This window comes from Alteromonas sp. OM2203 (genome assembly GCF_048517045.1).
Taxonomy (GTDB): Bacteria; Pseudomonadota; Gammaproteobacteria; order Enterobacterales; family Alteromonadaceae; genus Alteromonas; species Alteromonas gracilis.
Genome location: NZ_CP183209.1, coordinates 1,526,091 through 1,539,914 on the forward strand (window position 1 = coordinate 1,526,091; position 13,824 = coordinate 1,539,914).

10 protein-coding genes are annotated in these 13,824 nt (G+C 43.8%); 3 read left to right on the forward strand and 7 right to left on the reverse strand.

The window, feature by feature from the left end:
• Positions 1-446: 446 nt before the first annotated feature.
• Both ACM0P2_RS06855 and ACM0P2_RS06860 read left to right on the forward strand, forming a co-directional pair.
• Positions 447-2,552, forward strand: a complete 2,106-nt coding sequence (locus ACM0P2_RS06855) for a TonB-dependent receptor (RefSeq protein ID WP_173358824.1) — start codon at positions 447-449, stop codon at positions 2,550-2,552.
• Positions 2,553-2,602: 50 nt separating this feature from the next.
• The gene (locus ACM0P2_RS06860) at positions 2,603-2,833 is read left to right on the forward strand and encodes a hypothetical protein (protein ID WP_419227490.1); all 231 of its coding nucleotides are present in this window, start codon (positions 2,603-2,605) and stop codon (positions 2,831-2,833) included.
• On the opposite strand, the gene ACM0P2_RS06865 is transcribed toward ACM0P2_RS06860, so the two are convergent.
• From ACM0P2_RS06865 to ACM0P2_RS06895, 7 genes are all read right to left on the reverse strand, one after another.
• A complete protein-coding gene (locus ACM0P2_RS06865) occupies positions 2,830-3,318 on the reverse strand; it encodes a GNAT family N-acetyltransferase (RefSeq protein WP_105931919.1) in 489 nt (162 codons plus the stop codon). The genes ACM0P2_RS06860 and ACM0P2_RS06865 overlap by 4 nt on opposite strands.
• 89 nt (positions 3,319-3,407) lie before the next feature.
• Positions 3,408-6,578 (reverse strand): efflux RND transporter permease subunit, encoded by a 3,171-nt coding sequence (locus tag ACM0P2_RS06870; RefSeq protein WP_173358823.1) that lies wholly within the window; start codon positions 6,576-6,578, stop codon positions 3,408-3,410.
• Positions 6,579-6,587: 9 nt separating this feature from the next.
• A complete protein-coding gene (locus tag ACM0P2_RS06875; RefSeq protein ID WP_159117976.1) occupies positions 6,588-7,736 on the reverse strand; it encodes an efflux RND transporter periplasmic adaptor subunit in 1,149 nt (382 codons plus the stop codon).
• Between the two features lie 119 nt (positions 7,737-7,855).
• On the reverse strand, positions 7,856-8,983 hold the full coding sequence (locus ACM0P2_RS06880; protein ID WP_159117975.1) for a sensor domain-containing diguanylate cyclase: 1,128 nt from the start codon (positions 8,981-8,983) through the stop codon (positions 7,856-7,858).
• A gap of 12 nt (positions 8,984-8,995) precedes the next feature.
• Positions 8,996-9,595, reverse strand: a complete 600-nt coding sequence (locus ACM0P2_RS06885; RefSeq protein WP_159117974.1) for a PqiC family protein — start codon at positions 9,593-9,595, stop codon at positions 8,996-8,998.
• A 194-nt stretch (positions 9,596-9,789) separates the two neighbouring features.
• On the reverse strand, positions 9,790-11,442 hold the full coding sequence (gene pqiB, locus ACM0P2_RS06890; protein WP_159117973.1) for an intermembrane transport protein PqiB: 1,653 nt from the start codon (positions 11,440-11,442) through the stop codon (positions 9,790-9,792).
• A complete protein-coding gene (locus tag ACM0P2_RS06895; RefSeq protein ID WP_159117972.1) occupies positions 11,439-12,581 on the reverse strand; it encodes a paraquat-inducible protein A in 1,143 nt (380 codons plus the stop codon). Before ACM0P2_RS06895 ends, pqiB begins: the two co-directional genes overlap by 4 nt.
• Positions 12,582-12,731: 150 nt before the next feature.
• On the opposite strand from ACM0P2_RS06895, the gene ACM0P2_RS06900 reads away from it, so the two are divergent.
• Positions 12,732-13,757, forward strand: coding sequence for a phage scaffolding protein (locus ACM0P2_RS06900; protein ID WP_236547070.1), 1,026 nt, complete (start codon positions 12,732-12,734; stop codon positions 13,755-13,757).
• The last annotated feature ends 67 nt before the right edge of the window (positions 13,758-13,824 follow it).

The following is a 13,824-nucleotide window of genomic DNA, read 5'->3' on the forward strand; positions in this document are numbered from 1 at the left end:
TATTGCATGAGTAATGTGATAGCTATTTTATTTCAACACTTACACCCCTCTACGTTTATTTTTTCGTTATTCGTTTTCAATAAGCTCACTATTAATTTCCTGTATTTCTTAATGCATGCCTGAGTAATACATTTCAAATCCCACTTCAAAAGACACCTCGAAAACGGTGAAACAGGCATAAAGACACTGTTTTTGTTTGAATTTTGATCATAAAAACACCGTGTGGACGCAAAATTAAGAAAATTTATAAAGAGTTTTTAAATTTTACTTGTTTGGGGCTCGTCATCTTACAAAATTTTCTATATTATCCTCATCACAAATGACAACTATTATTATTTGCAATTGCAGGCGCAATTGGAAGCGACAACAAATGCTCAGCAAATAATAAGATTTACATAGTTGTAAAAAGAACACACAACACTTTGAAGAACACTTGGAGAGCAATTGTGAAATTTAGACTTACGAGTATTGCTACTGCGATAGTTTTGAGCCCTGCTGCGTTTGCTGCTGATATGGAAGATATTGAGAGACTAACGGTTGAAGGTAAATACCTTTCAGTAAATCAGTCAAATTCAATTAAAAGCCCAACGCCAATCATAGATGTGCCGCAAAGCTTGTCGATAATGACGGCTGAAGAAATTACAGCTCGTGGTATTACCAGCGTTGGTCAAATTATCGATTACACGCCAGGTGTTAATACCTCTCAAGGTGAAGGTCACCGCGATTCTGTGGTATTTCGCGGTGTGCGCTCGACTGCTGATTTCTACCTAGATGGCAACCGCGACGACGTTCAGTACTATCGCGCGCTCTACAACATAGAACAAGTTGAAATTCTTCGCGGACCAAATGCCTTATTATTTGGACGGGGTGGTACTGGCGGTATCTTAAACCGCGTATCTAAAAAGGCCAAAACTGGCGAGAAGTTTGTAAATTACAACGTGTCTGCTAATACGTTTGGCGCATATAATCTTCAGCTAGACACCAACGTTGATACAGGCGACAAGTCTGCGCTTCGCATTAATGCTATGTACGAAAGTCTGGATAACCATCGCGACTTTTTCTATGGCGATCGCTATGGCTTCAACCCTACGGCTCGCTTTGAAGTAAGCGACGACACCATTGTAGACCTTTCTTATGAATACATTGATCATGAACGTTTTATTGACCGTGGCGTGCCAACGGCCAATGGTGAGCCAGTAGAAGCGTTTGAAGATATTGTATTCGGCGACCCAGAGAACAACTATCAAACACTAGGTGCCGATGTATTCCGTGCTAATGTTGAACATACCTTCTCTGATAACCTCAAAGGAAATTTCAACGCGTTTTATGGCGATTATGACAAGGTTTATGCAAACTTTTATGCTGCTGGTTACGACGGGGATGCCAATCAAGTAACGTTGGACGGCTATGTAGATAACACCCAGCGTGAAAATTTGATTTTATCTTCAAACTTAGTCGGTGAATTCACAACAGGTCGCATTGAACACACGGTAATCTTTGGCGGTGAGGTTATTAATACCAAATCGAATCAAGACCGTTTTAATCCAGAATTCGATTCTCGTGTAGGTGCTAATGACCCTGAAGATACGCTGCGAAACGATCAGGAGATGTTTAATGTAACTCGCCCACTTAGTTTCAGAGGCCTAACTGGTACCAACTCAGTTGGCGAAACAGTTACTGCTACTTTTAGTGATGTTAACGATGACACCCATGTAGACTTGGACGTTTACTCTTTCTACGTGCAAGACGAGATTGCACTATCAGAAAACTTCGACCTAGTGCTAGGTGCGCGCTTTGATAGCTTCGATATTGAAGTGTTTAACGTTGTTGCGGCAGAAACGCGCAGCAGAAAGGATGAAGAAGTATCACCACGTGCGGGACTTGTCTATAAGCCGCAAGAAAACATTTCAATCTACGCAAGCTACAGCGAATCATTCTTACCGCGCAGTGGCGAGCAATACGCTAATATCAATGGTGACGCTGACGCACTAGACCCAGATACCTTTACTAACCAAGAAATCGGTATTAAGTGGGATTTCAACGACACTATGAGCTTTACCGCGGCTATCTTTGAAAACGAACAGACGTCACTCGACAACGACCCGAATGATGTTGAACGCTTTATAGAAGTAGATTCAGATATTTCAGGTTTTGAAATCCAACTCCAGGGATATATCACTGACAAGTGGCATATTACTGCGAACTACAGCAACCTAGATGGCGAAAATGCCAGTGGTGTTGCGCTTCGAGAGCTTCCTGAAAATACCATGTCGGTATGGACAACTTATGAAGTCAATGACGTATTTGGTTTTGGTATTGGTGCAACATATCAAGATGAAAGTTTTGTCGTAACAGGCGAAGACTCACCTGTACTACCCAGCTATACTCGCGTTGATGCATCAGCCTATTACACGCTTAGCGACAAGACGCGTCTTCAGTTAAATGTGGAAAACTTAACCGATACGCTTTACTTCCCTAATGCGCATTCTACGCATCAGGCAACCGTAGGTGCGCCAATTAATGCTCGCTTATCGTTAATTGGTTCTTTCTAAGTAAAGCGCCAACAATTGATATAGTGATAGATAGCCATTCGTGTATGCGAATGGCTTTCTTAATTTTGGGGTATTGCATCGATAATGAGCTTAAAAAACTTGCAGTGATGGTTGATTGTCCTTCACGCTATGCAAGTCAGCAAGTCAGCAAGTCAGCAAGTCAGCAAGTCAGCAAGTCAGCAAGTCAGCAAGTCAGCAAGTCAGCAAGTCAGCAAGTCAGCAAGTCAGCAAGTCAGCAAGTCAGCAAGTCAGCATGTTGCCTATTGCACTGGCAATGTTAACCTTGTTTGGCAAAGTCGATAAGTGTCTGTCCATCCATGCGGTAGCCTAGCCACTCACTTTTGGGTTTCGCGCCAAGCGACTCATAGAAATCAATTGCAGGCTTGTTCCAATCTAAAACGCTCCACTCAAATCGACCGCAGTCGTTTTCCACTGCCGTTTTGGCTAAATGCTGAAGCAGTGCTTTGCCAGCGCCGAGGCCGCGAGAGGCAGGCGATACGTACAAGTCTTCAAGATAGAGTCCATTTCGTCCTTGCCATGTAGAGTAATTAAAGAAATAAACGGCGAAGCCAACAGGGGCATCATTGTTTTCACAAATTACACAGTGAGCAGTGGCTCCTTCTCCAAATAATGTCTTTAACAGCGCCGCCTCCGAGGCTTCAACTTCGTGCTCGGCTTTTTCATAAATGGCGAGTTCCAGAATAAACTGGCGAATTTGCGATATGTCACTGGGCGTTGCGGGTCTTATAGAAATTGAATTGCTCATTGTATTTTCCTTTCAATACATGAAAAAAATGAGCCTTTAGAGGCTCATTTTTACGTAACAGTACTCGTTTATATCATCAGCCAAAAAGGCTAGTCAATTGAACTACTTGGCTGAGGAGGGGCGGAGACAGTATTGTCGCTGCCATCAGACTTCTTCTTACGCACAATTTTGCTTTTAATAAACGTATATGGGATATGTAAATCTAGCAGAATCAGGTATAAGCAAGGCACCAAAATTAGCGTAACCAATGTGGCATACAGAACGGCAAAACCCAATGCCGCAGCCATAGGAACAACAAACGCGGCCTGCAAGCTGGTCTCAAACATGATAGGCAATACCCCAACGAACGTGGTGATAGAGGTAAGGGTAATCGCTCTAAAACGGGCGGTACCTGCTTCTGTAACCGCTTCTCTTACGCTGTAGCCTTGCGCACGACGCTGATTCACAAAGTCCGTCATTACTAGCGAGTCATTGATTACAACCCCTGCTGCGGCAATCAGGCCGAAGTTAGACATCATAGACAGGTCTAAGCCCAGTACAAAGTGACCGAAAACTGCACCAGTAAAGCTAAAGGGTATCACCGACATGATAATGAGCGGTTGACCATAACTTTTTAACGGCACCGCTAATAATATATACACCATGATCATAGCAGCTAAGAAAAACAGTATCTGCTCATTTTGCTGCGCTTGCTGCTCTTCAATATCGCCGCCAAGCTCTGTCATTACCGATGGAAATAACTCTTTAAGCTGAGGAAGAAGTTTGTCCTTAATTTCTTCAACTATTTCATTAGGTTCAACTTTTTCTTCATCGATGTTGCCCCAAATATAAACGCTGCGGTATCCGCCCTCGCGACGAATATAGCTGATCCCAGGTTTTTCCTCTAACGCTACCACGTCGCCTAGCATAACCTCTTGTCCGCCTGGCGTAGTGATCAATGAGTACTTCAAGTCAGCGAAGCGCTCACGGGTTAATTCTGGATAGCGAACCATGACTCTCACTTCTTCGCCATTTCGAATAACGCGCTGTGCTTCACCGCCATAAAACCCAGCACCCACTTGTGATGCAATATTAGAAAGGGTGAGGCCTAAATCATAAGCAACAGGAAGTAGCGTCATCTGTACTTCTTTACTTGGGGGGTCGATAGTAGAACTTACGTCAAACAGTCCGTCTTGCTGTTGCAGCATTTCGATGAACTTCAGACCCGCCGCATTTAATGTGTCGATGTCTGGACCAAACAGCAAATAACCAAACTCTCCGTCATCGCCGTCACCGTTTACATCATCAACGACGGTAAAGGACTTCATGCCGCTAATTTCAGGAATAGCTTCGCGCCAGCGACGGGCAAGCTCGAAAGTATCGATGGGACGATCTTCTTCGTTTACCAGAGGGGCTAAAATTCGACCTTCGGTTCTATCTTCATTAAAGGCGAGTCTATCTCTGATCATACCTTGACCAAACTCATCAATAATTTGCTCTTCAACATCTAAAATAGTTTGCTCTACGATTTTCAGTGCATTGATGGTGGCTAAATCAGACACGTTCTCATTCATTTCTATTTTTACGCTAGGAAAATCATGAGGTACTTTGGGGTTTGGAACCATGCGAACGTAATTAGCAGCAATGAGTCCCATGCTTAGCATTAACATTGCGATAAACATCATCAATACTGCCCAGCGCCATTCAATGGCTTTGACAACGGTGCGCTTATAAGGGCCATTTACAAAAGCAAAGAAACTTCGATTAAAGCGGGCTCGCCAACTATCTTGCTTAACGGGCGAAAACTTCGTGTGGGCAAGGTGGGCGGGCAAAATGAGCTTTGATTCTATTAAGCTAAACGCCAGACAGAGAATAACAACTACGGCAATGTTATAGAAAAATGCGCCTTCTGGACCACTGCTTAACGTAAACGGAGCAAATACAGCGATTGTCGTTAAAACACCGAAGGTTGCGGGTGTTGCCACGCGTTTCGCGCCTCTGACAACATTGTCGATGCCACCACCTTTACTCTCAATTTCAGTATAGGCACTTTCCCCAATAACAATGGCGTCATCAACCACAATACCCAGTACCATGATGAAGGCAAACAGCGACAAAATATTAATACTTACGCCGAAGATAGGCATTAACATCATTGCGCCAAGAAAGCACACTGGCAGACCGACCATCACCCACACAGCCAATCTAAAGCGAAGGAATAGGGTAAGCATAAGCGCTACAAGAATAGAGCCTTGAACGAGGTTTGATAACATCATGTCCAAACGTGCGTTAAGGTAGTAGGTCATATCCACTAAAACTTCTAAACTGACGCCCTGAGGGAGGGTTTCGTTCTTCTGTTCAATATAGGTTTTAACCGTTTCTGCAACGGGAATGGTGTTTTGGGTTTTTGTTGCTTTAACGGCGATGTAAATGGCGTTCATGCCGTTGTATTTAAAGTAGCGTTCACCCTCAACGAAGCCGTCGTTAATATAAGCAACATCACCTAGCGTGACCTTAGCGCCGCCTGCGCCAATCTTAATGGGAATTTGTTTAAATTCATCGCCGCTGTAATACTGGTTCTCAACTCGCACCGATACAATACCAGCATTGGTTCTAAGCTGACCTGCAGAAATATTGGCTGAATAGCTATTAATAGCCTGAGTAATATCGCCAATAGTTAACCCATATTTTCTGAGCGTATCGGGTTTAATTTCAATGGCAATTTCATCATCGGGCGTATTGGCTTCAACTAAGGAAATCGAACCTAGCTGTAATAGCTCATCTTCAACTTCTTTAGCCAGCACCTTCAGTTCAGACAGCGGTAAATCACCTACAATAGGCATTTCGATAACTTGCTGTTGAAACTCAACTTGCGACACGTTCACAGGTTCCATTCCGGCTGGGAAGGTGGCAATGCTGTCCACGCGCAGTTTTACCTTGTCGAGTACATCGGTAAGTTCAGCTTTAGTATCAATTTCTAACGTGACCGCACCGCCACCGCGAAATGCTCTTGATACGATGCGTTTAATTTCGGTAATATCCTTAACTGCTTCCTCAACCTTGATGAAAATACTTTCTTCAATTTCTTGAGGAGAGGCGCCAGGATAGTTTGCCTCAACGGTGATATAGTTAATTTCGATGTTGGGAAACATCTGGCGCTGGATAGTAAAGTAGCTAGCTATCCCCATCACAATGATGAAGAACATAAGTAAGTTGGCGGCGACGGAGTTTCTCGCGAACCAGGCTATAATACCGCTTTGCGTGTTGTTATGATTTTCCATGACAGCTCCTTAGTTTGCGTTAGCCGTCACAAGTTCATTAGTCGTTTTGATCACCCTAACCGGCATTCCGTTTTGTGGATATTCGGGTAAACTCATCACTACTTTTTTCGCGTTAAAATCACCTTGAATCAGAAAGTCGCCGTTCTCTTCCCGAACAACCTTTACTTTGTGTGATTTAAGTCTGTCTTCATCATCAAGCGTCCAAATCAAGCGATTGGTGATAAGTTCTTGGGGTATGCGATATACATCACTAAGCGTTTTGCCTTCAAAAGCAATAGTGCTATATGAGCCAAATTTTATGATGGGTTTTGACGTGTTTATTGCGTATGGATCTTCAATGCGTGCAACGAAATAACTCATACGGGTTGTGTTGTCTACCACGCCCGTATCTCGGTGGATAGTGCCCTTAACAGTAGCGCCCTCGATATCGTCTACTTCAATAGCAATTTCGCTGCCTATAGTATTATCAGCTAAGAATACGCGATCGAAGCCAGCTATTGGGAAAGTGACCTCGGCATACTCGATATTGTTTATAACCGCGACGGGAGTGCCTTGGGTCACGTAGTCGCCGGTACTGATATTTCTACTGACCACTAACGCATCGTACGGGGCTTTGACCTTACAATTTTCAAGGTCGCGTCTTGCTATTTTAAGTTGTGCTTCTGCAGATTTAAGCGCTGCCTTTGCGCTCATAACTTGAGGTTTGCGAAGGTAAAGGTCAGTAACCCGCGCATTGGGCATCGTTTTCGCTTCCTTTGCTGCTACATCGGCTTGCGCTTGCTCTTGAATTAGCTGAGCCTGCGCACTGGCTAAGTTAGCTTCGGCCATCAAGAGGGCTGCTTCATAGGCATCTGCTTCTATTTCAAAAAGTGTTTCACCGCGTCTCACCAATCCGCCGCTAACGAATTTGGGGTTCCATCGCTGAACTTCACCCGAAACTTGCGCTGCAAGATTAGTCGTCTCAAGAGGCATTATCTCTCCATAGGAGGTGAGCTGAATCCGCACATCCTCTGGCGATAAAGCTTCAATTGTTACAGTGGGGCGAGTATCTACTTCTTCCGTTATCGCAGAGTCAGACGCTGAGGCCTCAATTCCTTTCATACCCATATAGCCAACCAGTAAAACACCAATAGGCAATGCAACCTTCATCCATTTCATAGCTAAATCTACTTTTAGAGCGAATACTTCATATAGTGTATCGCTAAAGTGTTTCAGGAATACAGCGCAAATGTAACTAAACGTGAGTCAATTTAGTGTAAAGATGAAAAGATCGTGCGTTAAAACGAAGTGCGTTGCTCCGAATGGGTAGGGGAGTTGAGGGTAGAAATGGCACAAACTTGGTCTCTGCCGTTATCTTTAGCGTGGTATAACGCTTTGTCAGCACATCGTATAGCGCTAGAAATATCGATATCCGGCGTCACTTCACTTACGCCAAAGCTGCTCGTTACGCGAAATTCATGACCGTTAATATAAAGCGGTGCTTGATTCAATGTTTCTCTTATTTGCTCAAGCGCCTCCACAGCACCTGCCTCATCAGTATCATTAAAGATAAACATAAACTCTTCACCGCCCCACCGCGCCAATATATCTTGCCTGCGTAGGCGAGTAGTAAATACTTTAGATATCTGCACCAGTACTTCGTCACCTTGTTCGTGACCTAACGTGTCGTTAATGCTTTTAAAGCGGTCGATATCGGCGATGGCAATTGAGAACTTGCTCTTATTACGCACAATTCTGGCAAATTCTCGCTCAAGGCACTGCTGTGCACCGCGCCTGTTCAATAACTGAGTAAGATGGTCGTGTTTTGCCTGGCGTTCAAATTGTTCGCTTAAATACAGTGCAGTATCGTAACTTTTTTGGCGGCTATACTCGTAAAACGCAGATAAAAAGGAGACTGTCATAAACGAATAGAGCAGCCTTGTTTTAAATGCGTAGGTATATTGTGTGACCAGTATAGCTTCATCGAATCCGAACATGACGATTGCGCTCACTACGGTGAACGCGATAAGTGAAAATAATCCGCGAATAAACCCAGCAAAAAACATGGTGACAGGTGGAACTAAATATATCCACAAAGGCCCTGTGTTATCTTTACCGCCCGTTATGAGTAGCAATAACGTGAGCACCATCAGGCAGAGGATTAATAAGGTTATGGAGGCCGTGCGCGCGAGAGGCCTTGCAATACGTACCTGCAACCGCTGAGATATGGCGAAGACAACGCTGGCGGTGAAAAGAGTTGTTGAAAGGGAATACTCTGCCGCAAAGAACGCTCGACACCCTAGAATAAAGGTAATAGACATCCCCACAGCTGCGAACAAGTTGACAACCATGATCCGTCTATTGGTTTCGTCTTTGTAGTGACGACTTACACCGCTAAATACATATTGCTTTAAAGCACTAAGCATAATTGTAAAATTCTAAAGGTTCCGTTCAACGTGTTGAGCCAACTGAGCAACCGTGTTTCTCATGGCTTTAATACTTGATGAAAATCCGTCGCTGTCTAATGACGCCTTAAATTTAAAGGGGTGAATAGAAGTGCCGTCCGTTGTGCTACTGATCGTATATTGTCCTGACAACACAACCTCGCCCTCATAGGTACTAATAAAATCGCCGATATGCAAAGATACGTGCGTTGACTCTTCCTTGGAATACTGGTCCCCGCGATTCAGTGAAATGTGTTTATCGGCCAGTGCGCTTGAAAGCACTTTTGTCAACCCTTCTTCGACAGGCTCAGCCCACAAATGACTAGTTGAAATGTGAAGATTAGTGTCACTTGTTTGATACACCAACCCCCTGTGCTTCAAATAGTCAGGGAGGGTTATTTTATCTAAAACAATGATTTGTTTGGCAGCGCTTTGCTTTAAAGCCATGCTATCGGTTGAATGAAGTAAGTAATAATTAAGTGAAGCCGGCGCCGACGTACATCCCTGTATTAACAGAAATGAAACTACTAATATACTGACTTGCGACGCTTTATTTCTTAAAAATGCCAAGCCCGATATAAACTGCATTATCATTTGTTTTGAATCCTTCATCCTTGATGGGCGGATGTAATCGTAATAATTTACACTGTTCTTACAAACGTTCACATTAGACTATAGCGCAATCAAATATAGGCATGTTGTGAATGTTAGTAGTTTTGTGTGTTTTTTAAACACTTTTCATGCCAGATAATTTTTAAAAATTTCCAAACTTTATAAAACGAGCATCACTAATTTTTAGCTTTAGGCTGAACGTCTGCTTCGCTTTCCTGTGAAAAAATCAAGCTACTAGGCGATTGATTGAGTTTTAATAAAAGTGGCTGCATATTTCTCATTGTTTCTTGAAGTGCATCCACTGTCTCTTTAATCTCTGATTGATTGAAGCCACCTTCACTGTAGTTTTTGAGCAGTCCATCGAGGCTAACAAGAACTTGGTTGAGGTTACTGTTGAGTGCTTTGGCATCAATGTCAGCGATGAGAACATCGAAATCATCACTTGCTGTCTCTACAGACTCGGCAGCAAGGCGCATGTCTTCAACCGCAAGCTGCACATTTTCCACCATCTCTTTAAGTGGAAGCTGGTTTATTTTGTCGAGTATTGCGTCGGCTTTTTGCGTTAGCTGTGTGAATTCATTGCTCACAGTGGGGATAACTTCATAGCCGTTAATAACGTCAATTTTGCCACTGCTACCTGCATCTGGTACGTGCTGCAAATCCACATATAGGCCGCCGGTGAGGATATTGCCCATACGCAATGAGGCCCGAAGATCTCTATTGAGCCAATTTCTGATGGTTTGCTTGATGGCGCTGAGTCCTTCTTCCGTATCGGGCTGTCGTGCTTTTCCAGGGTAAATATTGATAAGAACAGGTATTGGGTAGTCCCGTTCAAGGATGTTTCCTTCAACTGCAGGGAAAGAATTTATTGCTGTGACGTTGCCAATTTCAATGCCACGGTATTCAACGGGGGCGCCAACCGTTAGGCCCCGAACGCTTTCGTCGATAAGCAACAAGTACTCTGCCGCCACTTTGTAGCGTGCGTCAGAGGCCGAGGCACTGTCTCCATAAATCGTAAAGAACGCGTTATCAAGTACTTGCTCGCCTTTTGGTACGCCTTCTGGAATGCCGAAAGTGATGCCGTTGGCCAGAAGTGTTTCTAAACTGCCGGTTTCAACGCTAACACCGTTTGATTCAAGTAATAGTTTAACGCCGCTGACGTCCCAAAAACGGGTCGTGTTGGTAATTAGCTTATGATATGGCGCTTCAATAAAGGCATCGTAATACACCACTCGCTCTTCGATATTGAAAGTGGCGTCTTCAAATTCACCTACTTTGAAACCCTTATAGATAATAGGGTCGCCGGGCTTATAAGCGAACTCATCGTCGCTTTTTAGCATAACATGGAGACCGGGCGTCCCTGGTGGGGTAACAGGGGGGCGCTCAAGCGCTTTGAAGTTTAGTTGCTCTTTGCCCTTGTCGTTTGCCGACATGGCTATGTAACTACCTGATAACAGGGTGTTGAGCCCTGATACCTCTGAAAAACTAATACGGGGGGCAACAACCCAAAACTTTGCATGTTCGTTGAGAAGATGAGCTGCACTCGCATCAATTCTGGCCGTAACGAGCACACCATCTAAATCGGGCTTCAAGGTTATTTTTTTGACCTGACCAACGTCTAAATCTCTTACTTTAATTGGAGTCTTATTAATCTCAATACCGGCAGCAGAGTGGAGCTCAATCGTAATAAGTGGGCCCTGATTCTTCCACTGGTAATACACCATCCAGCCGCCAATAATGATCACCAAAATAGGAATAATCCAAATGCGAGAGACTGATGAAGTTGGTTTCACCTTTGCTTCGTTTATATTCGGATCGTTTGCGGTCATGATAATTGCTTCCACTGCTGCCAAATTAGCCTAGAATCGAACGTCATCGCGGCTATCATTGTTACAAATACTACGGCACAAAAGGCGAGAGCCGCTTGGCCTGGATAAATTGACATGGTGTTGCCCATTTGAATGAGGGATACCAGTACTGCCACAACAAAAACGTCTATCATCGACCAGCGACCTATAGCTTCGGTTATGCGGTAATAACGTATACGTAATTGTTTCGATGTGGTTTTCTCGCGCTGCACGGAAAAGTTAAGCCAGGCAAGAATAATAATCTTTGCCACAGGCACAATGACACTAGCAACGAGAATAATAATGGCTACGGGATACGAACCCGATTCCCAAAGCGAGATGACCCCACCGATAATTGTATTAGGTGTTTCCTCTCCAAAAAATTCAGTATACATAATTGGAAGTAGGTTGGCAGGGATATATAAAATGCAGGCGGTGAGCAATAGGGCCCACGTGCGCTGAATACTCGCTTTCGCCTGCGCTTCGCACAAGGGTTTGGGTTGTGGTGGCACACCTTGTGACAACCACATTGCATAGCGGGTGGCATCAAACTGAGATATACAGAGTGCAGTAAAAGCAGAAAAACCGATGAAGGCATAGAATGAAAGCCCAATGGACACATCGGCAAGCTCAGTAATTTTGATAAGACTAACTAATGTACCGACTAGAAATATTTCAGCCATGCTCCAAGGTAATAGCGCTTTTACTAGCTGTAGCAACCTAGGTAAATAAAACGGCCGGCGATTTTGAATTTGAGCCAAAGATAGTAGAAGCATTCCAACTAACACCATACCCGGTAACAAAAGGGTGGCTAAGCTAGTGATAATAGCAAGCGATAGGTAATCGTTTTCAACAAGTACGGTAATGCCGGTCGGTAAGTCAATACTGTGCTTTTGCCCGCTAGCTTTAAACGTTAGAAAATTAAACGGCAGTGATAACAGTAAAAAAATGAGAGCGCTGGTGGTATAGGCTAGCAACTTTTCGCTTGCGCCATTTCGATAAGATAATAGCGTATGATTGCATACCGGGCACACCGCCCGTTGCCTATGTGCCAGCAAAGGTATGTGCACTTGAGTATGGCATTGCTCACAAACTATAGATAATGTATTAGATTCAGCCATAAGGTTTTTGCAAACTGCTTCAGCATGCTAACAAGCAGTCTAGAGATATAACCCGTTGATTTTTGGAATCAACAGAATAACGCATTGCGAGCATGTCGGGAAGTAAAGCCAGTCGTGTTTAGAAGTATAACAATAACAATTGACGATTAAATGATGAAAATGAAAAGCGAAATTCGTAGTGTGTTTGAAAAAGTAAACAAACAAGGAAACCGTTTGTTTCTGAAACGGCGTATAGGCTTTTTACGCTTTTGGCTAAGCATCACTTTTGCCCAGCGTTGTTACTTTTTAGCAACCAGCATGCTTCTGTTACAGCTGTTTTTTAGTATCGAAAGTAGGCTGTTCGAAGTGGTTATGTTTGGTTTTGCGCTTGCAGGTATTGTTAGCGAGACGTGGCCAAGGTTCATGGTGCTTTGGAACAGCCTACCTGGAAAAGCAGTGATCCTGTTTATTTATGCCATTATCGCTAATTTTGCGCTCGCTTCTGCTAGCGGACTGGTCAATAGTATAACCGGTGTTTCTGCAAGCGCGCTACCCTACAGCCATAATTTTGCGCTTATACTCATGGTGCCAAGCTGGTTTTTTGTTACGACATTAATGGCATTAGTTGGCGGAATGCTCGTCATTTTTGTTTATTTGTTTTTCTTATTACTGCTAAAACCTTTTGGTGTACAAAGGCTATGGCACAAATCCGGCTATCGTTTTGTTTTATCTACCGCCGTAGCGCGCTTTGTTTGGACGCTAGGCGTGGCACTGCAACTTGGCGTTGTAGCAGGGCATGTGGGATTACTCTCTGAATTCAATAGTGAAAGCGCCAACCCTCTCATTACCGTTGAGGATACGACTAAACAGCAGCTTGAAAGTAATGAAACACAGTTAATAGAAAAACAGACAGAAGAAGTCTCTGAATTAGAAAAAGACTTAACGACACTGTTAAATGATGCAAAAGAAAAAAGCATTAACTACCAAAAAACACAGCGCCAAGCGCTAGCCAGCTTTATCTATGAATTTGAGGCAGATTCTCGTTCTCGTTGTGCTCATCCGGAAGGGACTCGGGTGATTGAGCTCAACGACTATGAGATTTTGCAAATAGCGAAACTTTCCGAGACTGAAGACGGCTACGTCTATTCGGTAGAGCCATGCCGTTCAGCCGCCATTGGGGTAAGTGTTACTCCGTGACATAGAGCATTTCATCGCGAAGCTGTTTAGTATAAAAAAGCCTGCTTACAATTGCATGTCAGCAGGC

Excerpts from the sequence above, each read along its gene's own strand:
- ACM0P2_RS06860 (WP_419227490.1), top strand. The coding sequence starts at position 2,603 with ATGGCTTTCTTAATTTTGGGGTATTGCATCGATAATGAGCTTAAAAAA.
- ACM0P2_RS06865 (WP_105931919.1), bottom strand. The coding sequence starts at position 3,318 with ATGAGCAATTCAATTTCTATAAGACCCGCAACGCCCAGTGACATATCG.
- ACM0P2_RS06870 (WP_173358823.1), bottom strand. The coding sequence starts at position 6,578 with ATGGAAAATCATAACAACACGCAAAGCGGTATTATAGCCTGGTTCGCG.
- ACM0P2_RS06875 (WP_159117976.1), bottom strand. The coding sequence starts at position 7,736 with ATGAAATGGATGAAGGTTGCATTGCCTATTGGTGTTTTACTGGTTGGC.
- ACM0P2_RS06880 (WP_159117975.1), bottom strand. The coding sequence starts at position 8,983 with ATGCTTAGTGCTTTAAAGCAATATGTATTTAGCGGTGTAAGTCGTCAC.
- ACM0P2_RS06885 (WP_159117974.1), bottom strand. The coding sequence starts at position 9,595 with ATGATAATGCAGTTTATATCGGGCTTGGCATTTTTAAGAAATAAAGCG.
- pqiB (WP_159117973.1), bottom strand. The coding sequence starts at position 11,442 with ATGACCGCAAACGATCCGAATATAAACGAAGCAAAGGTGAAACCAACT.
- ACM0P2_RS06895 (WP_159117972.1), bottom strand. The coding sequence starts at position 12,581 with ATGGCTGAATCTAATACATTATCTATAGTTTGTGAGCAATGCCATACT.
- ACM0P2_RS06900 (WP_236547070.1), top strand. The coding sequence starts at position 12,732 with ATGATGAAAATGAAAAGCGAAATTCGTAGTGTGTTTGAAAAAGTAAAC.